Raw genomic sequence first — 24,419 nt, 5'->3', positions numbered from 1 at the left:
ATCGTTTCACCGCGCGTGTTTCGGGCCTGGAGAATGGCTTCCTTCCGTCGATGACGAGGTTCAAGTTCAGTTCGAGACAGAGTCTGACCAAGCACCTGAGGCGTCCCTGGCGTCGATCGGCCTGCGCGGCGCGATCAACGCGGTAACCGCTAAAATTGCGGTTTTACCCCGGAATACGTGCATGTCTTTTGCCTCGCTTGGCCTGATCGATCCGTTGCTGCGTAATTTGCAGCGCCTCAATTACCAGACACCTACGCCGGTGCAGGTCAAGGCGATTCCTGTTGTGCTCAGTGGCAAGGACGTCATGGCGGCGGCACAGACCGGCACTGGCAAGACGGCGGGTTTCGCGTTGCCGCTTTTGCAACGGCTGATGCAACATGGCCCGGCGGTGTCCAGCAATCGCGCGCGCGTTCTGGTTCTGGTGCCCACGCGTGAACTGGCCGAACAAGTGCTGCAAAGCTTTATCGAGTACGGCAAAGACCTCGACTTACGATTTCTGTCCGCCTACGGCGGTGTGAGTATCAACCCGCAGATGATGAAGTTGCGCAAAGGCGTGGATGTGCTCGTTGCCACGCCGGGCCGTTTGCTGGATCTCAATCGCCAGAACGCCGTGCAGTTTGATGAAGTACAAACGCTGGTGCTGGATGAAGCCGACCGCATGCTGGATTTGGGCTTTGCGCGCGAACTCGACGCCGTCTTTGCTGCCTTGCCCGCTCGGCGACAGACCCTGCTGTTCTCCGCCACGTTTTCCGATGATGTTCGCGCCATCGCGGCGAGCATTCTGCGCAGCCCCGTCAATATCAGCGTCAGCCCGCCCAATGCCGCGGCCGGCAACATCGAGCAATGGGTGGTGCCGGTCGATAAGCGGAACAAACCTGAACTCTTCATGCACCTTGTGGCTGAGAACAAGTGGGAGCACGCGCTGGTGTTCGTCAAAACACGCAATGGCGTGGATTACCTGGCGGCCATGCTGGATGAAGCGGGCTATGCGGTCGACACCATTCACGGCGACAAACCGCAACCCGCGCGCCTGCGTGCCCTGGAGCGCTTCAAGACGGGCGAAGTGAATATGCTGGTCGCCACCGACGTGGCCGCGCGCGGGCTGGATATCGACGACCTGCCGCTGGTGATCAACGTCGATCTGCCGATCGTGGCCCAAGACTATGTGCATCGTATTGGGCGTACCGGCCGTGCGGGCGCAAGCGGCGTGGCGGTGTCCCTCGTGTGTGCCGATGAAGCGCCGCAACTGGCTGCGATTGAAGCGTTGATTCGGCAAACACTGCCGCGCGAAGAAGAGCCGGGCTTTGAAGCCGAACATCGCGTGCCGCAAACCAGCGCGACGGGCCAGATCATCAAGAAACCCAAAAAACCCAAGAAGCCCAAAGTGCCGCAAGCTGCGCCGGGCGCCATGCAAAAGCTCACCAAAAAAACGCGCCCGCAAAGCGGCGAGGACAAACGCAAGCCTGCCGCGCAGCGCGCTGTGGCCGGCGGAACAGGCACAAGCCTGTCCGGCGCTAATCCATTCAGCGCACAAAAGCGACGCAGCAAACCTGCCAGCAAGCCAGTGGCGGGTTCAACTACGCCGGCCGGCAAGCCCGCTGGCGGCCGCAGCAAACGCCAACCCTGATGCGCCGGGATGAGAAACGCCGGCTCTGGGACAACCGGCTTGCCGACCTATCCGATGAGCAAGGGCGGTTATCGCCCGTTTGAGCCATCGAATGGGTCCAGTAAGGCGAGACACCGACCCGGTGTAATCCCAACGAAAGGCGCCGTTGCCTGGCGCGCCATTAGAAGCGCTCGGACGCTCGCTTGAACGCATCGCCAGCACAATCCTCTGATTTATGCGCGGTATTCAACGTACGATTGCACCGCCGCAAACGTACGCTTTAATACTAACGACATATTTCTGACGGAGACGCGAGGCATGACCGCTTTTGATACGGCAGTTCAAACCTGGGTTGTCCATATCGCGGCATCGTCCTTCGTGTTCACTCACACGGTTCACGCGATCGCTGATTTCAACTTTACTAAAGGCGTGGTCCCGCTAGCCATTCTGTGTGCCATGTGGTTCCAGCCGGGAGAAGCACAGCAATGGCGCCGTGAGACTGTCGTCGCGATCCTATGCGCCGGGCTCTTGGCATTCTTGCTCGGCCGCTTGTTCGCGCTGACGCTGCCGTTTCGACTCCGTCCGCTTTACGACCCCTCCATTCATTTGTCGTTTCCGTTGGCCGACAAGACCGGTGAAGGCATGCGCCTGTGGAGTTCGTTTCCCAGCGACCATGCCTCGCTCTGGATGGCGATAGCCGTCGGCATTTTCCTGGTCTGGCGATGGATCGGTGTGCTCGCGATTGTGCATTGCGTGGTCTTCGTGTGTCTGCCTCGCGTTTATCTGGGGTTGCATTATCCGACTGACGTCATCGGAGGGGCGGCCATCGGCGCCGTCTGCGCATGGCTCCTCTCGCGCGCGCCGATACGCACCCGCTTTGCGCCGTTCTTCGTGCGATTCATGGAATATCGGCCGGCCGCGGGTTACATGCTTGCCTTTCTGTTCTTTTTCGAACTCGCCACGATGTTCGATGAACCGCGCTATCTCGCGACGTTGATCATCAAGCAGTTACACCAGGGCGGCTTCCATTGAGCCCGAGCGCGCATGCCGTCTCGATCAAAGTATCGATGGCACGATGGCGACGCGTCGCACACGACGCTGATTCTTCTGAGCGGGGCTGAGGACGGCCTATATTCGTCAAAGGGCGTCGCGAACGCCTTTTGCGGATATCTTTTTGATCCGCTCCGACCTGTTCGGCACGTCGCCCATATCCGGGCCCGGACAACCGGCCGCCGACGAGTTTGCCAACGTGCAGCTTTAGAAACGTTAAAGCCCACGACAGAAATATTCGACCGCTTTTACATCCTCTGTCCAAACGGCTGTCAAGTCAGTCGGTCGTCGCTTCGCATGCGTTAAGGACGCTGCGAGTAGTTGTGCCTTCAACGGCCGCCGATACAGATATCCTTGCGCGAACGGTACTCCAACCGGCTCCGACCCGGCGCACCTGTGATTGGAAAATCGCCGGTCGATCTTCCTATGGTCGAAGGGAAAGCGCGTGAGCGGTTCAAGGTGACTTTTGTCGTGGCCGAGATCATCGATGGCGCCGGCTCCCAAGTAAATGCATACTCTCTTGCGACGTGGTAACTAATACCGTTCCGCCATCGAACTGAGCGCGTTTCGTCTCAGTAATTGGATGCGCCGTCGCTTTCAGCATCGCTTAATGTGTATTGATATAGCATCGCGCGCGAACGCAAACGGGCGACCTGCTGAAGCCGAAACTCGGTTTCCTACAACTCCAGCCTGATGCGCTACAAGAGCAAGCCAGCCTACAAGGGAATCGTATGAACACCATATCGGAAGAGGCAAACACGCTGACGGACCGCGAAGTCCAACTCATGCTGCGGACGGTCGCCGCCTTGCGGGAAGGCGAACCCGTTCAGAAGTTGCCTGCCGATTGGACCGGTGCAAAAGGACAGCTAGCCGTCGAGCTGAACATGCTGGCCGACCAATGTGTGCGTCAAGGGCTGGCGCTCGGACGCGCAACCGGCAACACCGCGGCAAGCCTGGGTGCTGCGGGCCGCGTTGATGAAGAAGGGTTGAGCGGCTTCTGGCTGCAACAGGCGCGTGAAGCCAACGCGCTGCTCGAGGCGACCGATACCGCGCACGCACGTACTCGGGACATTCACACGGCGCTCATCGCGCTGAGAAAGGGAGAAGGGGCGTCGCTCGCCGCCGACTGGACCGGCTTGCACGGCAAGCTTGCGGATGTCTTCAATGACGTCGTCGACCAGAACATCCGCATGTCGGATGAGCTCGCGCGACTCAGCCAGGCAGTCGGCAAGGAAGGCCGCATCTACGAGCGCGCCACACTGCCCGATCCCCGGGGCTTCTGGCGCCGATCGATCGACTCGGTGAATTCCCTCATCGTCGATCTCGTTCACCCCACGAGCGAGGTGGCGCGCGTGATCGGCGCCGTAGCGCAAGGCGATCTCAGCAAAAGCATGGCCCTCGAAGCCGACGGACGTGCGCTCGAAGGCGAATTCCTGCGCACGGCGAAGATCATCAACCGGATGGTGGAGCAGCTCGGCACCTTTGCCGCAGAGGTCACGCGTGTGGCGCGAGAGGTCGGCACGGAAGGCAAGCTCGGCGGTCAGGCAGACGTGCAGGACGTGGCCGGGACATGGAAAGACCTGACCGATTCCGTCAATTTCATGGCCGGCAATCTGACGAGCCAGGTCAGAAACATCGCGGAAGTCACGAAGGCGGTCGCCGCCGGCGACTTGTCGAAGAAGATCACCGTGGACGTCAAGGGCGAGATTCTCGAACTGAAGAACACCATCAACACGATGGTCGATCAGTTGCGGTCCTTCGCTTCCGAAGTGACGCGCGTGGCGCGCGAGGTCGGCACCGAAGGGAAGCTCGGCGGTCAGGCGGACGTCAAGGGCGTCGCGGGCACGTGGAAAGACCTGACCGACAACGTCAACTTCATGGCGGGCAATCTGACGAGCCAGGTTCGCAATATTGCAGAAGTCACGACGGCCGTGGCGGCCGGCGACCTGTCGAAGAAGATCACCGTGGACGTCAAGGGCGAAATTCTCGAGCTGAAGAACACCATCAACACGATGGTCGATCAGTTGCGCTCGTTCGCGTCAGAAGTGACGCGCGTGGCGCGCGAAGTGGGCACCGAAGGAAAGCTCGGCGGTCAGGCCGACGTGAAAGGCGTCGCCGGAACGTGGAAGGATCTCACCGATTCGGTGAACTCGATGGGCAGCAACCTGACCGCGCAGGTGCGCAACATTGCGGACGTGACAACGGCAGTCGCGGCCGGCGATCTTTCGAAGAAGATCACCGTCGACGTGAAGGGCGAAATCCTCGAGCTCAAGAACACGATCAACACCATGGTCGATCAATTGAGTTCCTTCGCCTCGGAAGTGACGCGCGTGGCCCGCGAAGTCGGGACCGAAGGCAAGCTGGGCGGCCAGGCCGACGTGCAGGGCGTCGCGGGAACGTGGAAGGACCTGACTGATTCGGTGAATTCGATGGGCGGCAACCTGACGGCACAGGTGCGCAACATCGCAGAGGTGACGACGGCGGTTGCCGCGGGCGATCTCTCGAAGAAAATCACCGTGGACGTCAAGGGCGAGATTCTCGAACTGAAGAACACCATCAACACGATGGTCGATCAGTTGCGTTCGTTCGCCTCGGAGGTCACGCGCGTTGCACGCGAGGTCGGCACCGAAGGCAAGCTGGGCGGCCAGGCCGATGTGCAAGGCGTAGCGGGAACCTGGAAGGATCTGACCGACTCGGTCAACTCGATGGGCAGCAATCTGACCGCGCAGGTGCGCAACATCGCCGATGTGACGACGGCAGTGGCGGCGGGCGACCTTTCCAAGAAGATCACCGTCGATGTGAAGGGCGAAATCCTCGAGCTCAAGAACACGATCAACACCATGGTCGACCAGTTGCGCTCGTTTGCTTCGGAAGTGACGCGAGTGGCTCGCGAGGTCGGCACTGAAGGCAAGCTGGGAGGACAGGCCGACGTGCAGGGCGTCGCCGGAACCTGGAAAGATCTCACCGATAACGTCAATTTCATGGCCGGCAACCTGACCAGTCAGGTTCGCAACATCGCGGACGTGACGAAGGCGGTAGCCGCGGGTGATCTGTCGAAGAAGATCACCGTGGACGTCAAGGGCGAGATTCTCGAACTGAAGAACACGATCAACACCATGGTCGATCAGCTCAGTTCCTTCGCATCCGAAGTGACGCGAGTCGCGCGCGAAGTCGGCACGTTGGGCAAGCTCGGCGGACAGGCGGATGTGCAGGGCGTCGCCGGCACATGGAAGGATTTGACCGATTCCGTCAACTTCATGGCAGGCAATCTGACGAGCCAGGTCCGCAACATCGCCGACGTGACGAAAGCGGTGGCGGCAGGCGATCTGTCCAAGAAGATCACCGTGGACGTCAAGGGCGAGATCCTCGAACTGAAGAACACCATCAACACGATGGTCGATCAGCTGCGTTCGTTTGCGTCCGAGGTGACGCGTGTGGCGCGCGAGGTCGGCACCGAGGGCAAGCTCGGCGGTCAGGCGGACGTGCAGGGCGTCGCGGGCACGTGGAAGGACCTGACCGACAACGTCAACTTCATGGCGGGCAACCTGACGAGCCAGGTTCGCGGCATCGCGCGAGTCGTGACCGCCGTGGCGAACGGCGATTTGGGCCGCAAGCTCACGGTGGAGGCAAAGGGCGAAATCGCGGCGCTCGCCGACACGATCAACAGCATGACGGACACGCTCGCCACGTTCGCCGACCAGGTGACGACCGTCGCGCGCGAAGTGGGTGTCGAAGGCAAGCTCGGCGGACAGGCCAAGGTGCCTGGCGCTGCGGGCACGTGGAAAGGGCTGACGGAAAACGTGAATCAGCTTGCGGCGAATCTGACGACGCAGGTTCGCGCAATCGCCGAGGTGGCGACGGCGGTGACGCAAGGCGACCTGACTCGTTCGATCACCGTCGAGGCGCTTGGCGAAGTCGCGGCGCTCAAGGACACCATCAACGAGATGATTCGCAACCTGAAGGACACGACCGAGCTCAACACGGAGCAGGACTGGCTCAAGACGAATCTGGCGAAGTTCAGCCGCATGCTGCAGGGGCAGAAGGACCTGGTCACCGTCGGCCAGCTCATTTTGTCCGAGCTTGCGCCAGTCGTCGGCGTGCAACAAGCCGAATTCTTCGTATTCGACATGGTCGATGAGGCCGCTTCGCTGAGGCTCGTGGCGAGCTACGCGTCCGAAGGCCATCGCTCGCACGGCAAGCAGGTTCAGCTGGGTGAGGGACTCGTCGGTCAGTGCGCGTTCGAGAAGCGCAAGATTCTGCTCGCGCCGTCGGCGTCCACCGACTACCGGATCGAATCGGGTCTGCTGAGCGCCGTGCCGCAAAACGTACTTGTGATGCCGATCGTTTTCGAAGGCCAGGTCAAAGGCGTGATCGAACTGGCCTCGCTCGAATGCTTCAATTCGACTCACCTGGCGTTTCTCGATCAGCTGACTGAAAGTATCGGCATCGTCATCAATACGATCGAAGCGAACACGCGTACGGAGGACTTGCTCAAGCAGTCGCAATCGCTTGCACAGGAGCTGCAGAGCCGGCAGGAAGAGCTTCAGCAGACCAACGAGGAACTACAGGAAAAAGCGCGGCTGCTCGCGCATCAGAACCAGGAAGTCGAGCGCAAGAACTCGGAGGTCGAGCAGGCACGCCAGGCGCTCGAGGACAAAGCGAAGCAGCTTGCCCTGACGTCGAAATACAAGTCGGAGTTTCTCGCCAACATGTCGCACGAACTGCGCACGCCGCTCAATAGCCTGCTCATTTTGTCCGATCATCTCTGCAAGAATCCCGACGGCAACCTGTCTACCAGGCAGATCGAATACTCGCGGACCATTCATTCCTCGGGGAACGACCTGCTGATGCTCATCAACGACATTCTGGATCTTTCGAAGATCGAGTCCGGCACGGTCGTTCTGGACGTTGCGGAGCACCGCCTCGCCGACATGACGACATATGTCGAGCGCACCTTCCGGCACGTTGCTGAAGCGCGCCATGTCGAATTCGTCATTCATCTCGGCGACGGTGTACCCGTCTCGATCGTGACGGACCTCAAGCGTCTGCAGCAGATTCTGAAGAATCTCCTCTCCAATGCCTTCAAGTTCACGCATCACGGACACGTATCACTGACGATCGAGCATGCGCGGGGCGGATGGAGCGAGGACAATCAGGCGCTGAACAGCGCAGGCAGTGTGATCGCTTTTTCAGTTCAGGACACCGGCATCGGCATTTCGGCGGACAAGCAGCAGATCGTATTCGAGGCTTTCCAGCAGGCCGATGGCAGCACCAGCCGAAAATACGGCGGCACGGGACTGGGGCTCGCGATCAGCCGCGAACTGTCCAAGCTGCTGGGCGGCGAAATCCGCCTCACCAGCACGCCGAATGAGGGCAGCACGTTCACGCTGTTCTTGCCGCGCACCAACGATCTCGGCAGAAGCGGGCGAAGAAAGCTGATGCGGCGGGAAGAGGGACGCGAGCCCGTTCCGGGTGGCTCGCCCCGCGCGAGCTTTGCGGTCGTGGACCTGGCGGCGCAGTCAGAGATGACTATCGAGGTTGCGCACGAGGTATCGGCCGCACACCTTATCGACGACCGTGACAACATCGTTCAGGGCGATCGGGTTGCGCTGATTGTCGAAAACGATCCGGCATTCGCGGGCGTGATGGTCGAAGCGGCGCGGCAGCGCGGATTCAAGGCGCTCACCACTGCATTCGGCGCCTACGCCTTGACGCTGACCGACCAGTTCAAACCGGACCTCATCACGCTGGATCTGTTTCTGCCCGATATGGACGGATGGCAGGTTCTCGCGCGGCTCAAGAACGACATGGCCACCCGGCACATTCCGGTGTGGGTGATCTCGACCGATGAATCGCGTGACCGCGCGCTACGGTCCGGTGCTCTCGCCTTTCTGTCCAAACCGGTCGAGTCCCAGGCGATCCTGGATAACGCGCTCGCTGCGTTGGCCCGATACATCGAAGCAGAGCGACGCGTCGTTCTCGTGGCGCTTTCGTCGCCGAATGAGCGGGAGTTGCTTTCCAGTGCGTTGCAGGCCTTGCCGGCCGCGGTCGTGTCGGCAAGCTCTCGCGAGGAGTTGCTAAAGCAACTCTCGTCTCCAGCCATTGACGCGCTGGTGCTCGCTGACGACATTGCGGGCATTTCACCCGAAGACATCGAAGCGGCAGTTGCTTCGCGCGAAGCCCTTTCGCCATTGCCGGTCATCGTGAGCGCGGCGGGCCCGGTCCCGCCTGCACGCTGGCAGCGCGTCAGGGACGGGTTCGTCGCCCTGCAAGCGGCGAGCCCCGATCAATTGCTCGATCTGAGCGTCGCCGCGCTGCACATCGATGCAAAGCGCCTCAGCCAGGAGCACTGCGCCATGCTGCAGGCGTTGCGGGCGTCACAGAACGCGTTGAAGGGCGTCAAGGCACTGATCGTCGATGACGACATGCGCAACATCTTTGCGCTCGCGACGATCATGGAGGATCTCGGCATGCGTCAGGTCTGGGCCGACAACGGGCGCGATGCGATACGGCAGGTGGAGTCCGATCCCGAGATCCAGATCGTCATGATGGACATCATGATGCCCGAGATGGACGGCCTCGCCACGATGCGGGAAATCCGCAAGCGACCGGTAGGCAAGGCATTGCCGATCATCGCAGTCACGGCCAAAGCGATGAAGGGCGATCGCGAAAAGTGTATCGAGGCAGGCGCGTGGGATTACCTCTCGAAGCCGGTCAACCGCGATGACCTGCTTGCCGTGCTGCACGCGTGGCTGCATCGTTAGGAGCGCCGGCCATGGCCATGTTCGAATCATCTCCGGAGGAGAAGGTGAGCATCCTCGTAGTGGATGACCTGCCGAGCCAGCACGTCGTTCTGCGCACGGTGCTCGAGGGACCGGATCAGGAAGTGGTGACGGTGTCGTCCGGGCGGCAGGCGCTGAAGGCGGTGCTGCAACAGGACTTCGCCGTCATATTGCTCGACGTGAACATGCCCGACATGGATGGCTTCGAGACGGCCAGCATGCTGCGTTCATATCGTCGGACGGCATCGACCCCGATCATCTTCGTCACAGCGTATGTGGACGATGCAGAAATGGCTCGAGGCTATTCGCTGGGGGCGGTGGACTATATCTCGTCGCCCGTCGTGCCGGAGATTCTCAGCGCGAAGGTACGCGTGTTCGTGCAGATGTACAGGATGAACCGCGAGCTGCGCGCCCGGGCCGCGCAGCGCGAGGAACTCGCGCGGGCGGAGGCGCAACGCGCGTCCGCCGATCAGGCTCGCCAGCGCGCCGATTTCCTGGCGCACGTGAGTCATCTATTCACGCGCTCGCTGGATGTGCAGACGACTCTCTCCCGCATCCTCGATACATCGGTGCCGGCACTGGCTGACGTCGCCTGCGTCTATCTCGAACTGGACGGCGAACAGCTCCCGAGGACGTCGCTGCGCTGGGGGCCGGCTGTCCGCGCGCTGATCGACCCGGCTAGCGGTCGTGCGATCGAGACCATGGCTGCGACGGAGCAATTTTTCGAGCTCGCGAGACAGACCGTTGACAAGGGCGAGAGTCTCGTGTGCCGGGCCGGGGCGGACCGTATCTTCGAGTTTCAAAGCGACAAGGCGCAAGGGAAGAACCCGGCCAAGTTCGAGGAAATCAGATTTCACCCGCTCTTGAGCGGCGCGCAGCGAAAGGCAGCCATCGCATTCGGGACTGTGCACTGCGAGGGAGATCATCAGCGGGCGCCCATCGTCACCGAGTTCGTGAGCCGTGCGTCCATCGCGCTCGAGAACGCGTTCTTGTTCTCCGCCCTGCGTGACGAGGACAGGCGCAAGAATGAATTTCTCGCCATGCTGGCCCATGAACTCCGAAATCCGCTTGCACCCATCTCCAACGCGGTGAGCGTGATGAAGAACACGGAGCCGGGCGATGCAAAGGTCATGTCATGGGCGACCGGAATCATAGGTACCCAGCTCGATCACATGGTACGCATCGTCGACGATCTGCTCGACGTATCGCGGATCGCGCGCGGCGCGGTGGCGTTGCAGCGCAAGCCGCTTTCGCTGCGAGTCGTGGTCGATCGTGCAATCGAAACCAGCCGGCCGCACTTCGCCGCCCGCTCGCAGGCGTTCTCCTGCGAGACCTGCACGAGGGATCTGATGGTGGAAGGCGATGTCGTTCGTCTCACGCAGGTCATTGCGAATCTGTTGAACAACGCCTCGAAGTTCACCCCGCCCGGCGGGCACATCAATCTTTCGACGGCTTTTTCGAAGGGGAACGCGGTGATCACCGTCACCGACGACGGCGAGGGCATCGATTCGAAGCTGCTCCCGCGCGTCTTCGAGCTCTTTGCGCAAGGCGACAGCGCGCTGGATCGCGCGCAGGGCGGCTTGGGAATCGGGCTTACGCTTGCCCGCCATCTGACGGAGCTGCACGGCGGTTCGATCCGCTGCTGGAGCGCCGGCCGCGGACGGGGCGCCAGGTTCACGGTCGAGTTGCCGGCATCGATTGCAACCGGCATACCGGCTCCTGTCGCCGATATTCTTCCGATGCGTCGCAGAGGTGGCGCACGGGTGCTCGTCGTGGACGATTCCGTCGCGTCCACGGAGAGCCTCAAGGTCTTTCTCGAACTGCATGGATATCAGGTGCAATGCACGCACGATGGTGTCTCCGCGCTTGCGCTCGCCAGCAAATTCGCGCCTCAGGTTGCCGTGCTCGACATCGGCCTTCCAGGCATGAACGGGTACGAAGTTGCAAAGGCCATTCGTGCCGACACCGACCTCGGCGATTGTCTTCTGATTGCGTTGAGCGGTTATGGTCAGGACGAGGACCGTCTCAGGTCGAAGTCGGCCGGCATCGATCATCATCTGATCAAGCCCGCGGATCTCGCCTCGCTGGTCGACCTGATTGCGACGCACGTCATGCGGGGCGGCGCGGATGCCGAAGGCGAAGGGCGGCCAGCCTAGGGTCGAAGATCTCTTCCGTGACCCGGACGCCGGGGCCAAAGATGCAGATCTAACCCGCTACCTGATTGGCGCTGTTGAAGAACGGCGCTGCGCCGACTACGGTGCCCTCGATCAATTCGTGATGGCGCGTGCCGAATCCCCTGGCGCGAATTCGTTCGATGTCGTTCGTCACCGCCTCCATGTCCTGTTCGGAAACGACGAGACAACGCCGCGATTCCTCGGGCGTGAGTCGCATCTGGGAAAGGATGGTGCGGCCGCTCGCGCCACGGCTGCGCGAGCTGGGCGATTCTATGCGACAACATGGGCTGAGCGGTCCGATCAGACTTCCGACTCGCCTTGCGCGGGCTCCGAAAGCGTGCCCCGTTCCACAACGGGCGCTTCGAGCACGAGTTCATTGTCACCGTCCTTGCCGTCGATCAGGGCCATCAGATGCCGTGCCGCGCGAGCGCCGATCTCCAGCGATGGCACGCGCACCGTCGTCAGCGGCGGCTGAGTGAGCCGTGCCTGTTCGATGTCGTCGAACCCGGTCACCGAAAGATCTTCGGGTACGCCAATGCCTTTCGCGCGGCATTCGTCGAGCAGCCCGATGGCCTGCAGATCCGTGCCGCATATCACGACGCTGGGGTGCACTTCGCCGCCCCAGAGTTCGCGCAGCGCCTGCCGTCCGCCTTCGAACGTGAACGGTGCTTCCACGATCCATTCGGGTCTCAGGTCGAGGCCTGCTTCCCTGAGCGCGGCGCGCGTGCCTGCCTGCCGCGCGCGCACGCGTTCATTTCCGAACGTGGAGCCGCCGCACATGGCCACGCGCCGATGCCCGAATCCGACGATGCGCCGTGCCAACTGGTAAGCGGCCTCGAAGTTCGAGAAGCCGACGCAGTGCGGATACTGCGTTTCGTCCACCGACCAGGTAAGCACATAGGGCAAGTCGTATTGACGCGTGAGCGCGAAGACTTCGGGAGGATGATCGGTGCCGACGAGCACGAGCCCGTCCACGCCGCGCTCGAGAATCGCGCGCAGCACCTCGAGTTCGCGCGCCGGCTTGTATTCGTGACTCGCAATCAGCAGCTGATATCCATAGCCCCACAGCGTTTGTTGAAGCGCCTGAATGGAATCGGCGTAAATGGGGTTATTGAGCGTCGGATAGATGGCCGCGACCGTGCGCGTCTTGCGTGAGGCGAGCGCCTGCGCCGCGCCGTTTCGCACGTAGCCGAGTTGTTCGACGGCGCGCTGCACGTTCGCAAGCGTCTGCGGCTTGACCTGGTCCGGTACGGACAAGGCCCGCGACGCGCTGCCGAGCGATACGCCCGCGAGCCGCGCGACATCGGCGAGCGTGGCGCGGGTCGGCTTCATGGCGCGCTGCGCGTGCGTCCGTATGCATCGGCGCGAGCGATGCCTTCGATCAGCCTTTGCGCCGTCAATGGCGGCATCATGTGCCGGCTGTAGCGCGTGGCGAGCGTCGCCTCGGCGATGAGCGACAGCTCCACGGATGTGAGCGGGGCGTGCTGCCCCAGTTGCGCGAGCGTGAGCGGCAATCCGACTGCGGTCATAAGCGTGGCCAACGGTTCAATGTCCTCGGGCGATGAATCCTCGACGAACAATTGTACAAGCGTGCCGAACGCGACCAGTTCGCCGTGCATCATCGAGGCCATCGCGGGGATCGCCGTGAGACCGCGAATCAGCGCGTGCGCGAGCGACAGCCCCCCGCTTTCGAAGCCGACGCCGCTCAAAAGCACGGTCGCTTCGACCACGCGTTCGACGGCATCGGTGAGGTCGCCGCGCCCGACATCGGCGTAGGCGCGCGCGCCGTCGTCGAGCAAGGTGGCAAGCGTCGCGCGCGTGAGCAGCAAGGCGCCCGGCAGCGGCGGCGTGCCGTATGAATTCAGACCGGCGGCGCGCTGACATTGCGCGGCTTCGTACTTCTTGCTCAGCGCATCGCCGATGCCGGCCGCGAACAGACGCGCGGGCGCGGCGGCGATCAGCGCGGTATCGACGATCACGGCATCGGGATTGCGCGGCAGCATCTCGATGCCGGCAACACGATGCGCCTCGTCATACAGGATGATGAGGCGGCTCGTCGGCGCATCGCTCGACGCGGCGGACGGCGCGACCACGATCGGCACGTCCAGCGCCCGCGCAACGCCCTTCGCGGTGTCGATGGTCTTGCCGCCGCCGATTGCCACGACGGCATCGGCGTGTGCTTTGCGCGCTTCGTCGCTCAGCTTCGCGATGACCGCCGCCGTGCATTCGCCCGGAAACGCCGCGATGTGCGGGGCGACGCGCGCTTCTTCGAGCGATCGCGTGACGTCAGCCGACACGCGGGCGGCTACCGCGCCATCGACGAGCACGAACGCGCGGCGCGCGCCGAGCTCCGCGAGCGTCGAGCCGAGCGCGGCCAGCGCGCCCGGACCCTGTGTATATCGCCCCGGAAAGCCGATGGTCCGCCAGAGCGCATTCGTCATGTCATCAGCCATCCGCCGGCGACATCGATCACTTGTCCGGTGACGAACGCAGCTTCGTCGGACGTGAGGAAGAGACACGTCGATGCCACTTCGTCAGGCGCGCCGAGGCGTCGCAACGGCGTTTCCTGTGCGACCTTTTCGTTGGCTTCGCGCGCGACGCCGCGCACGAGCGGCGTATCGATGCGCCCCGGCGCGATTGCGTTCACCGTGATGCCGTGCGGTCCGAGCTCGCCCGCGAGATGCCGCGTCATGCCGATCAGCGCGGCCTTCGTCGTGCTGTAATGCGCGGCGACGATGTCGAGATACGCCTTGCCCGCCACCGACGACATCGACACGATGCGCCCGAAGCGCCGCTCCACCATGCCCGGCGCAAGGATGCGGCAGAAGTTGAAGACGCTGTTCACGTTCACGTCCATCACGCGGCGCCATTCGTCGGGCGCCATCTGCCAGATCGGCATCGGCTTGCCTGCGTGCTTCGGCGAGATGCCCGCGTTGTTGACGAGTGTATCGACCGGACCGAGCGCCGCTTCGATCGCGCGGCATGCGGCCTCGCACGCGGCGAAATCGCCGACGTCGGCGTGCGCGAAATGCACGCGCAGGCCCGCACCGGTGAGACGCTGTGCGAGCGCCGCGCCCGTTTCCTCATTGACGTCGACGATGCCGACCGCCGCGCCATCTCGCGCATAGCGCTCGACGAGCGCCTCGCCGATACCGCCGCTGCCGCCCGTGATCAGAACCACGCGCTTGTCGTGCCGCATGTCATTGGTCTCCCACTTTCAGCATGATCTTGCCGATATGCTTGCTCGATTCCATCAGCTCGTGCGCGGCCTGCACGTCCGCAAAAGGCAGCACGCGATGAATCACCGGCAGCGCGCGGCCCCTTTCGAGCAGCGGCCACACGTGGGCGTGCAGCGCCTGCGCGATCGCCGCTTTCTGTTCGATGCTGCGCGCGCGCAAGGTGGAGCCCGTGAAGGTGAGGCGGCGCAGCATGATGGGCATGGCATCCAGTTCGATGCGGCTGCCTTCGAGAAAGGCGATCTGCACGAGCCGGCCTTCGAGCGCGAGCGCGCGGATGTTGCGCGCGATGTAGTCGCCGCCGACCATGTCGAGGATGATGTTCACGCCCTCGCCATCGGTGAGCTTCGCGACGGCATCGACGAAATCTTCATCGCGATAGTTGATCGCGTGATCCGCGCCCGCTTCGCGGCACGCCCGCGCTTTTTCCGTGTTGCCGACGGTCGTGATGACGCGCGCGCCGAACGCGTGCGCGAGCTGGATCGCGGTCAGTCCGATGCCGCTCGATCCGCCGTGCACGAGAAACGTCTCTCCCGCCTGCAGGCGGCCGCGTTCGAATACGTTGGTCCACACGGTGAAGTAGGTTTCGGGCAAGGCCGCGGCCTGAAGCAGCGTGAGGCCTTTGGGCACCCGCAGACAATGCGATGCATCCGTGATGCAGTATTGCGCGTAACCGCCGCCTGGCACGAGCGCACAGACTTCATCGCCCGCGCGCCATTGCGTGACGCCCGCGCCCGTCGCGACGACGCGCCCCGACACCTCGAGCCCCAAATGCGGCGATGCGCCCGGCGGCGGCGGATAGGAGCCCGAGCGCTGCAGTACGTCCGGGCGGTTCACGCCCGCGTAGGCGACTTCGATCAGCACGTCGTTCGGGCCCGGCGAGGGCAGCGGTCCTTGCACGAGCCGCATGCAGTCGGGCGCGCCGCCCGTGCCGTGATCGATATATTGCATCGATGCAGGAAGAGTGGATGTCATGACGTTCAACGGATGATCGATTCGATGTAATCGGCGGGCAGACCGATCGACGCGTAGTGCCTGCGCGCCGCTTCGATCTTCGTGAAGACGTCCTCGTAACCTTGCGCGACGCCTTGCGGATCGACATATGTGTAGCCGCCGGTCACGTGGAACCAGGTGATCATCTCGGGCACGTCCTCGGGCACGAAGAGCGTGTGCGTTTCGCCCGCGGGCTCGAACGCATAGCCGCCTTGTTCCGCGACCCAGTCGTGTTCGAGGTAGTACCAGCGGCCCTTGAGCACCATCGCATGAACGGCGCCGCTATGACGATGACGCGACACGACCCCGCTGCCGCGCACGCGCAGCAGATTCACGTAATAGCCCTGGCTCGCGTTGAGGATGAGCGGCTTGAACGACACGGTTTCGGTCGCGGGGACCCACAGCTTGTCGTCTTCGAGCCAATCGGTCATGACGCCGCCGTGCACGAGATCCTTCGACATGTACGGCACTTGCTGCAACTGGTAGGCGATGACCTGTTCGTCGGGCTTCACTTCGGTTTGCATGAGTTTTTCTCCGTGGTTTCTGAATGCGATGCGTCGGATCGGCGAATCAATGACCGAGATAGGCGCGCCGCACGTGGGGACTATCGAGCAATTCTGCGCCCGTTCCGGAAAGCGCGATGGCGCCGTTTTCCAGCACGTAGCCGCGGTTCGCGAGCTTGAGCGTATGGAACACGTTCTGTTCGACGAGCAGCACCGTCACGCCGCGCGCCGCCACCGTGCCGACCACTTCGAACATCTGCTCGACGAGCAGGGGCGAAAGGCCGAGCGACGGTTCGTCGAAGATCAAGAGCTTTGGCGCGGACATCATGCCGCGCGCAATGGCGACCATTTGCTGCTCGCCGCCCGACAGCGATCCGGCCAGCTGCGTGAGACGCTCGCGCACGCGCGGAAAGAGTTCGAGCACTTCGTCCATGCGTTCGCGCCGCGCGCCGCGTGCGGCGTGACGAAACGCGCCCATCAGCAGGTTCTCTTCGACGCTCAGGAAAGGGAAAAGCTGACGGCCTTCCGGAATCATCGTGACACCCATCGCGACGATGTCGTGCGACGATCTGCCAACGAGCTCCTGTCCCTGAAACGTGATGCTGCCGCCGCGCGCCGCGACGATGCCGCACAGCGTCTTCAGGGTCGTGGTCTTGCCCGCGCCGTTCGCGCCGACGAGCGTGACGATCTCGCCTTCCTGCACATCGAGCGAGACGCCGCGCAGAACTTCGCTCTTGCCGTAGCCGGCCGAGACGTTATGCAGCTTGAGCATCGAGATACCCCTTGCCGAGATAGGCCTGAATCACCTCAGGATCGTTGACGACATCGGACGGCTTCCCTTCCTTCAGCATGCGCCCGGCATTGATGACGATGATGCGGTCCGACAGCGCCATCGTCGCCTGCATCATGTGCTCGATCATCAGCACGGCGATGCCCGATTCGCGGATGCGCCGCACCATGCTGATCGCGCGCGCGATGTCGGCGGGATTGAGGCCGGCCATCACTTCGTCGAGCAGGAGCGCGCGCGGACGCGTGGCGAGCGCGCGCGCCACTTCGAGGCGTTTCATGCCGCCGACGGTCAGGCTGCGCGCTTCGGTATCGAGCAACGATGTGAGGTCGGTGATCTCCGCGACTTCGCGTGCGATGGATTCCGCTTCCATGCGCACCCGCGTATTCATGAACGCGCCGAGCATGATGTTCTCCAGCACCGAGAGGCCCGCGAACGGCTGCGCGATCTGGAACGTGCGGCCGATGCCGTCCTTCGCGAAAGCATCGGGCGTGCGCGGCTCGGCCCAGGTGCCATCGGCGAGTCGGATCTTGACGATGCCTTCGTTCGGGCGAATGAAGCCCGAGAGCTGATTGAAGACGGTGGTCTTGCCCGCGCCGTTCGGGCCGATCACGCCGAGAATCTCCCCGGCATGCAGCGTGAGGGACACGTCGTCGGTGGCGACGAGGCCGCCGAAGCGCTTCTTCAGATGCTCCGCCTTCAGCAAGGGCGTGCCGAGCGGCAGGGCATCGGCGGGCGCGATCGACTTCGCCGGTTCGGGCGCCGGCGTGCGCGCGCCGGGCAGACGGTCGATGAAGCGCAGCACGTAAGCGCCCAGATGCCCGACGAGCCCGCGCGGAATGAACAGTACGACGAGCACCAGCACGACGCCGTAGACGAAGCCGTGCGTGCCGCTGCCGAACGAGCTGAGCCAGCCGCGCGCGAGTTCGGCGATCGGCAGCACGAGCACGGTGCCCGCAAGCGGTCCGGCCACGCTGCCGAGCCCGCCGATGAGCGCGAACATCGCGATCTGGACCGACAGTTCCAGCGAGAACGCGGCGGACGGATCGATGAAGGTGAGATACATCGCATGAAAGGAACCGATCATGCTCGTCAGCACGGCCGAGATCACCGCCGCGCCGATCTTCACCTTGACCGCGTTCACGCCGACGGCGCGCGCCGCATCCTCGCGCTCGCGCACGGCGATCAGATAGAAGCCGAAGCGCGAGCGGCGGATGAGCCACGCGGCCCACAGCGTCACCAGCAGAAAGCCGAACGCGATCAGCAGATACGCCCACTTTTCGCGGAATACCATCCATTGGAGACCGATATTGAGCGGCACGTTCAGGCCCGCCGATCCGCCCGTCCAGCTTTCCTCGTGCACGGTGAGCAGCCGGCACACTTCCAGAAACGCGATGGTGGCGAGCGCGAAGAACGGCCCGCGCAGACGCAGCGTCGGATAGGCGATGACGATCGCCGCCGCCGCCGAAATCGCGGCGCCCGCGAACATGCCGAGCCACGGCGTGATGCCGAAGTCGATGACGAGCAGCGTCGCCGCATACGAGCCGATGCCGTAGAACACCGCGTGTCCGAGCGAAAGCTGCCCGGCGAAGCCGCCGACGATGTTCCACGCCGTCGCGAGCGCACCGAAGATGCATACGAGCACGGCAAGATGAAAGGCGAACGGCGATTGCAGCGCGAACGGTACCGCGAGCAGCGCGAGGAGCGCCAGCGCGCCCATGTAGCCGCGCGGATGCAGGAGATTGGGAAACATCGGATGCCTCGCTGAACGTTATTCGGAGCCGCGTCCGAGGCCGAAGAGGCCGGTCGGGCGAACCACGAGAATGACGAGGAAGATCGCGAAGTAGACGACTTCCTTCATGTCGGGCGAGATGTAATAGCCCGCGAGACTGTCGATGAGCCCGATCGCGATCGACCCGACGAGCGCGCCCGGCAGGCTGCCGAGCCCGCCCAGCACGACGATGACGAAGGCGGTCAGCACGAAGTACTGGCCGACGGTCGGGAACACCGGATACTGCGCGACGAGCAGGCCCGACGCGAGCCCGACCAGCGCCGCGCCGATGCCGAACGCGAGCACATACGTGGTCTTCACGTTGACGCCCATCAGCGAGGCCGCGTAGCGATGCTGCGCCACCGCGCGAAACGCGCGTCCCGTGTAGGTGCGCTGCAGGAACAGATGCACGCCGCCCGCGACCGCCAGCGCCGCGGCGAAAGTGATCAGCTGCCCGCTCACAATGTTGATGTCGCCGAATTGCAGGTGCTCGGTGCCGAAGCTCACGTCGACGGGATGCACGTCCGCGCCGAAGATCATGAGCGCGAGATTGACGAGTGCGGTCGATACGCCGACGGTCGCGAAGATCTGGATGTGCGCGTCGGCCGAGAGCAGCGGCTGGATGATGAAGCGCTGGATCAGCACGCCGAGGGCGAACAGAAGCAAGGCGACCGGCACCGCGGATACATACGGGTGCCAGCCGAGCTTCGCGGCGAGCAGCCACACGGCGTACATGCCGACCATCAGCAGTTCGCCGTGCGCGAAGTTGACCACCCGCACGACGCCGAAGATCAGCGTCAGGCCGATGCTGATGATTGCGTACGCGCCGCCCAGCAACAGGCCGTTGACGAGAAGTTGCAGAAGAATGGACATGCCCGTTTCCTGGAGACCGCGCAGCGCGTCGGCGCCACGCGGTTCGAGTGAAAGAGAAACGCGGATTGACTGCGGCGGAGCGAGTGCGGCGGATTTACTGCGCCGTGACCGGCTTGGCGATCGCGACCGCTTCCGGATACACGGTCACGAGCTTGCCGCCTTGCCACTGCATCACGTTGGTGGTTGCGAGCTGGTTCTGGCCGTTGTCGGCAAACTGGAAGCCCCAGCCGGCCGCGGTCGTGCCGGCCGCTTTCTTGTAGGCGAGCACGGCCGCGCGAATCTTGTCCTTGTCGGTGGACTTCGCGTTGGCGAGAACGTCGAGGAAAGCCTTCGCGCCGACATAGTTCACGAGACTGTGACCCGAGCGCGGCGCCATCCCGAAATGCTTCTGATATTCGGCGGTGAACGTGTCCAGGCCGGGCGCGCCTTTTTCGTTCATCGCGACTTGCGGGAAATCGATGTCGTATACGCCGTTCATCTGCGCGCCGACGGCCTTGGCCGTATCCGCGAGCGAGTAGCCGCCGCCCGCGCCGATCACCGCCTTCGGCTTGAAGCCTGCTTGCGCGGCCTGGCGGAAGAACAGGATCGAGTCGTTCTGGTAAGAGGTTTGCAGCACGACATCGACATCCGCGCCCTTGAGACGCAGGATCAGCGACGACAGATCGACGCTCTTCGCCGAGTACGGCAGCACCTGCACGACGTTCAGACCGAGCTTCTTCGCGCCTTCCTTCTGAAAGCCGGATACGAGTGTGCCGTACGGCCCGTCTTCCGCAATGATGGCGATCTTCAGCGTCTTCGGATCCACCTTCAACTGCGGCGCGACGACCTTGGTGAGTGCTTCCAGCGTGCCGTCCGCGAAGGTCTTCGTGGTCGAGTTGCTGCGATACAGATACTTGAAGCCGCGGCTCGTGATGGTGTCCGCGGTCGCACCGAGTTCGAAGAAGGGCACGCCGGCGAGCTCGGTTACTTGAGTCGCCGCCGACGACACCGCCGACGAGTAGCTCCCGAACACCGCCGACACGTTCTCCACCGAAGTCAGACGCCGTGCTTCGCCGACGGCCTGGTTTGCATCGACGGCATCGGCTTTGACGAGCACCACTTTTTCGCCGTTGATGCCGCCCGCGGCGTTGCGTTCATCGACGGCGAGCTGCACGCCGCGATAGCTCTCGTCGCCCAGCAACGCGAGTCCGCCGCTAAAAGGAAAGAGGGCGCCGATCTTGATGTCCGCGGCCTGCGCCGCGGCGAGGCTCGATGCAGCGATGCACGCGGCGGCGAGTGAGCGAAAGATCGTGCGGGGAAGGCGCGTCGGCATGCGGTGTCTCCATGTATTGTTTGAAATTGAAGCGCTTCAAATTCTAGACGCGAAACTGTTGTTATTTTAAGAATTGCGTGTTAGCGATTCGATTCACGGTCGCCACACACGGCGCGTCCTGTCTCATTCGAGCCGGATTTGAAGCGCTTCAAGTTTGCGTCCAGGTTCGTAGCTGCGTCAACCAAGGGTTTCCACGTAAGGAAAGCAAGGGGGCAATGCTTGCCCGCGCCGCATCGCGTGGCGAATGTCGGGGAGGGCAACTTTTCATCGATTCGCACTGCTTTCGCGTAAACCCGCTTGCACCGTATTTTTGATGGTTCTATATTGCATTACACCACTAACTATTGCTATGCGATAAACCATGAGCCAAGACGTCCTGTTTTCAAATCACGGCCGCGTCGCGGTCATCACGTTGAATCGTCCCGATCGCCTGAACGCGTGGACCACGCCGATGCGCGAAATGATCATCGCGGCGCTCGAGCGCTTCAATGCCGACGACGATGTTGCCGCGATCATCATGACGGGCGCTGGCGACCGCGCGTTTTCGGCGGGGCAGGATCTGTCGGAAGCGCACGACTTCGACGGCGAACGCGCCGTGGCGTGGGTCAAGGAGTGGCAGCGCTATTACGCGGCGTTGCGTGGCCTGAGCAAGCCGCTCGTCATGGCCCTCAACGGCACGGCCGCCGGCTCGGCGTTTCAGGTCGCGTTGCTCGGAGATATCCGCGTGGGTCATCCGGGCGTGCGAATGGGCCAGCCGGAGATCAATGCGGGCATCGCCAGCACGACCGGCCCGTGGATCATGAATTCGATGCTCGGCATGTCGCGCACCATCGAACTCACGCTCACCGGCCGTCTGATGGATGCCGACGAGTGCTATCGCATCGGGCTGATTCATCACGTCGTCGAGCAGGACAAGGTCTTCGAGAAGGCGCTGGAAATCGCCACCGAGCTTGCCGCGAAGCCGCCTGTCGCGATGCGTCTGGACAAACAGCGTTTCCGCGAGATGACCGAGCCGGGTTTCGTCGACTGTATCGAGGCGGGCATGCGCATCCAGCGCGAGGCCTACGACTCCGGCGAGCCCGCTCGCATGATGGAAGAGTTCTTCAAAAAGCGCGCCAAATGAATCGGGCCAATTAAACCGGGCTGAAGTCGAGCCGCTTCTTCTTAACCGCAGTGCGGGAGACCTGAACCATGACGCAAGACTTCAACCCGGCGCGCCGCCGCATTTTGCACGGCGCGGGCGCGCTCGCCGTGGCTGGCGCGATGCCGCTGGCCGCACGCGCTCAAACGAAGCAGATCGTCGTATCGGACCCGGGCGGCCCGTACACGACCGCATATCGCGAAGCCTTCTATGACCCGTTCGAGAAGGCGACCGGCATCAAGGTCGTCAGCGTCGCGCGCGAGTCGCAACCGGTCGCGCAGTTCGCGGCGATGGTGCAAACGAAGAACTATGTGTGGGACGTCACGACGCTGACCCTCTCGGCCGACATTCCGTATCTCGAAGCGAAAGGCCTGCTGGAGCCGATCGGCCTCAAAGCGAGCGACTATCCGGACATCATGCCCGAAGCCATTACGCCCAACTGGCTCGGCGTCGACGTCTATTCGACCGTGCTCGCGTATCGGGCGGACAAGTTCAAGGACAACGGCCCGAAGTCATGGGCGGACTTCTGGGACGTGAAGAAATTCCCGGGCCGCCGCTGCCTGCGCCGCAGTCCGCTCGACACGCTCGAACAGGCGCTGCTCGCGGACGGCGTGCCGCTCGACAAGCTCTATCCGCTCGACGTCGACCGCGCGTTCAAGAGCCTCGACAAGATCAAGCCGCACATCAACATCTGGTGGACGTCCGGTGCGCAGGCGATGCAGGCGATCCAGAGTGGCGACGTCGACATGATCTCGACCTGGAACGGCCGCGCGCAAGCCGCGAAGGACAACGGCGCGCCGGTGACGATCGTGTGGAATCAGGGCCTCTATTCGATCGAAGGCTGGGGCATTCCGAAGGGCACGCCTCGCGCCGAGGAGGCCAGACAGTTCGTGCGTTTTTGCGCCGATGCGAAACGTCAGGCCTTGCTCACGCGCACGCTGGCCTACGGCCCGACCAACAGGAAGTCCTTCGAGACCATCAGCAAGGAGCGCGCGGCCCTGCTGCCGACGGCCCCGGACAACATCAGGAACATGAAGCTGCCGAGCCCGCAATGGTGGGAAGAGAACCGCCAGAAGGTCACCGAACGGTTCAATTCCTGGATCATTTCGTAAGGAGCGGATGATGAGCTCTAAACTCGAGGCGATCGGCATCGCGAAGCGCTACGGCGATTCGGTCGCGCTGGAACCGACGGACCTCGTCGTGCAGGCGGGCGAATTCCTGACACTGCTCGGTCCCTCGGGTTCGGGCAAGACGACCTTGTTGCAGATGATTTCCGGCCTCGTCGCGCCGAGCGCGGGGCGCATCGAAATCGACGGGCGCGACGTCACGCATGTCGAGCCAGGCAAGCGCGGCATCGGCATGGTGTTTCAGAGCTACGCGTTGTTCCCGCACATGAGCGTGTGGGACAACGTGGCATACGGTCTGCGCATGCGCCGCAAGTCACGCGATGAAGTGCGCGCCGCAGTCGACGACGCGCTCGCCATGGTGCGCATGAGCGAGTACGCGAAGCGCTTTCCCAAGGAGCTGTCGGGCGGGCAGCAGCAGCGCATTGCGCTCGCGCGATGCTTCGCGTACCGGCCTTCGGTGATCCTGCTCGACGAGCCGCTCGGCGCGCTCGACAAGAAGCTGCGCGAACACATGCAGGCCGAAATTCGAAGCCTGCACAAGGAACTCGGCGCGACTTTCGTCTACGTGACGCACGATCAGGACGAAGCGCTCACGCTCTCCGATCGCATCTGTCTCATGAACCAGGCGCGCATCGAACAGGTGGGCACGCCTGCGGATCTCTACGATCGTCCGGCCACTCGCTTTGCGGCGGGCTTCATCGGCCATTCGAATCTGCTGGAAGGCGAACTCGACGCGACACGCGGCGCCAGCGGCGAACCGATCCTGCTCGCGGCGGGCGGCCGCATCCCTCTGCCGACCGGCGCGTCGGGCGCGCACGCGACGCGCCACACGCTGCTCCTGCGTCCCGAGGCGCCGCGCATCGTCGAACCGCAGAGCGGCTTTGTCGACGGCACGATTTCGGATGTCGTGTTCTTCGGCAGCGACACGCGCGTGCATCTCTCGATGAGCGACGGCAGCGAGCTGACCGTACGCTGCGGGCGCAGCGTGAGCCCGCGCGTCGGCGACCGAGTCGGCCTCACGTGGGACCCACATCGCACGACGCTGCTACACGCCTGAGGAACCG

17 protein-coding genes are annotated in these 24,419 nt (G+C 63.2%); 7 read left to right on the top strand and 10 right to left on the bottom strand.

Features of this window, described 5'->3' with window-relative positions; all coding sequences use genetic code 11:
- The first annotated feature begins 181 nt into the window (after positions 1–181).
- The 4 genes from NCR38_RS27760 (at position 182) to NCR38_RS27745 (ending at position 11,594) form a co-directional block, all read left to right on the top strand.
- Positions 182–1,627 carry a DEAD/DEAH box helicase gene (locus NCR38_RS27760; protein ID WP_250477928.1) on the top strand — a complete coding sequence of 482 codons (1,446 nt, stop codon included), beginning with the start codon at positions 182–184 and terminating at the stop codon, positions 1,625–1,627.
- A gap of 297 nt (positions 1,628–1,924) precedes the next feature.
- Complete coding sequence (locus NCR38_RS27755) at positions 1,925–2,638, top strand: phosphatase PAP2 family protein (RefSeq protein WP_250477927.1); 714 nt, start codon at positions 1,925–1,927, stop codon at positions 2,636–2,638.
- 749 nt (positions 2,639–3,387) lie between these two features.
- Positions 3,388–9,420 (top strand): HAMP domain-containing protein, encoded by a 6,033-nt coding sequence (locus tag NCR38_RS27750; protein WP_250477926.1) that lies wholly within the window; start codon positions 3,388–3,390, stop codon positions 9,418–9,420.
- Between the two features lie 11 nt (positions 9,421–9,431).
- Positions 9,432–11,594: a response regulator gene (locus NCR38_RS27745; RefSeq protein WP_250477925.1), complete on the top strand. Its 2,163-nt coding sequence runs from the start codon at positions 9,432–9,434 to the stop codon at positions 11,592–11,594.
- A gap of 49 nt (positions 11,595–11,643) precedes the next feature.
- Here the strand turns inward: NCR38_RS27745 and NCR38_RS27740 are convergent, their stop codons facing one another.
- The 10 genes from NCR38_RS27740 to NCR38_RS27695 all read right to left on the bottom strand — a co-directional run bounded on the left by NCR38_RS27740 (position 11,644) and on the right by NCR38_RS27695 (position 21,087).
- The gene (locus tag NCR38_RS27740; protein WP_250477924.1) at positions 11,644–11,829 is read right to left on the bottom strand and encodes a hypothetical protein; all 186 of its coding nucleotides are present in this window, start codon (positions 11,827–11,829) and stop codon (positions 11,644–11,646) included.
- Positions 11,830–11,912: 83 nt separating this feature from the next.
- Entirely contained in the window at positions 11,913–12,944 is a 1,032-nt protein-coding gene (locus tag NCR38_RS27735) for a LacI family DNA-binding transcriptional regulator (RefSeq protein WP_250477923.1), read from the bottom strand.
- Complete coding sequence (locus NCR38_RS27730) at positions 12,941–14,053, bottom strand: glycerol dehydrogenase (protein WP_250477922.1); 1,113 nt, start codon at positions 14,051–14,053, stop codon at positions 12,941–12,943. The genes NCR38_RS27735 and NCR38_RS27730 overlap by 4 nt, the downstream gene beginning before the upstream one ends.
- Complete coding sequence (locus NCR38_RS27725) at positions 14,050–14,811, bottom strand: SDR family NAD(P)-dependent oxidoreductase (RefSeq protein ID WP_250477921.1); 762 nt, start codon at positions 14,809–14,811, stop codon at positions 14,050–14,052. Before NCR38_RS27725 ends, NCR38_RS27730 begins: the two co-directional genes overlap by 4 nt.
- 1 nt (position 14,812) lies before the next feature.
- The gene (locus tag NCR38_RS27720) at positions 14,813–15,823 is read right to left on the bottom strand and encodes an NAD(P)H-quinone oxidoreductase (RefSeq protein WP_250477920.1); all 1,011 of its coding nucleotides are present in this window, start codon (positions 15,821–15,823) and stop codon (positions 14,813–14,815) included.
- Positions 15,824–15,828: 5 nt separating this feature from the next.
- Positions 15,829–16,365: a 2,4'-dihydroxyacetophenone dioxygenase family protein gene (locus tag NCR38_RS27715; protein ID WP_250477919.1), complete on the bottom strand. Its 537-nt coding sequence runs from the start codon at positions 16,363–16,365 to the stop codon at positions 15,829–15,831.
- A gap of 46 nt (positions 16,366–16,411) precedes the next feature.
- A complete protein-coding gene (locus tag NCR38_RS27710) occupies positions 16,412–17,116 on the bottom strand; it encodes an ABC transporter ATP-binding protein (protein ID WP_061118617.1) in 705 nt (234 codons plus the stop codon).
- Positions 17,100–18,884 (bottom strand): branched-chain amino acid ABC transporter ATP-binding protein/permease, encoded by a 1,785-nt coding sequence (locus tag NCR38_RS27705; protein WP_250477918.1) that lies wholly within the window; start codon positions 18,882–18,884, stop codon positions 17,100–17,102. The genes NCR38_RS27710 and NCR38_RS27705 overlap by 17 nt, the downstream gene beginning before the upstream one ends.
- Positions 18,885–18,902: 18 nt before the next feature.
- Positions 18,903–19,775, bottom strand: a complete 873-nt coding sequence (locus NCR38_RS27700; protein ID WP_061118615.1) for a branched-chain amino acid ABC transporter permease — start codon at positions 19,773–19,775, stop codon at positions 18,903–18,905.
- Positions 19,776–19,869: 94 nt separating this feature from the next.
- Positions 19,870–21,087, bottom strand: coding sequence for an ABC transporter substrate-binding protein (locus NCR38_RS27695; RefSeq protein ID WP_250477917.1), 1,218 nt, complete (start codon positions 21,085–21,087; stop codon positions 19,870–19,872).
- Between the two features lie 361 nt (positions 21,088–21,448).
- Here NCR38_RS27695 and NCR38_RS27690 point away from each other — a divergent pair, with 361 nt between their 5' ends.
- The 3 genes from NCR38_RS27690 to NCR38_RS27680 all read left to right on the top strand — a co-directional run bounded on the left by NCR38_RS27690 (position 21,449) and on the right by NCR38_RS27680 (position 24,412).
- Positions 21,449–22,210: an enoyl-CoA hydratase/isomerase family protein gene (locus NCR38_RS27690; RefSeq protein ID WP_061118613.1), complete on the top strand. Its 762-nt coding sequence runs from the start codon at positions 21,449–21,451 to the stop codon at positions 22,208–22,210.
- A gap of 68 nt (positions 22,211–22,278) precedes the next feature.
- Positions 22,279–23,340 carry an ABC transporter substrate-binding protein gene (locus NCR38_RS27685; RefSeq protein ID WP_061118612.1) on the top strand — a complete coding sequence of 354 codons (1,062 nt, stop codon included), beginning with the start codon at positions 22,279–22,281 and terminating at the stop codon, positions 23,338–23,340.
- 10 nt (positions 23,341–23,350) lie between these two features.
- Positions 23,351–24,412 (top strand): ABC transporter ATP-binding protein, encoded by a 1,062-nt coding sequence (locus tag NCR38_RS27680; RefSeq protein ID WP_061118736.1) that lies wholly within the window; start codon positions 23,351–23,353, stop codon positions 24,410–24,412.
- The last annotated feature ends 7 nt before the right edge of the window (positions 24,413–24,419 follow it).

The organism is Caballeronia sp. INML1 (assembly GCF_023631085.1).
GTDB classification, from domain to species: domain Bacteria; phylum Pseudomonadota; class Gammaproteobacteria; order Burkholderiales; family Burkholderiaceae; genus Caballeronia; species Caballeronia turbans.
Note: the sequence above shows the minus strand (reverse complement) of the source record. Positions and strands in the feature narration are given on the sequence as shown.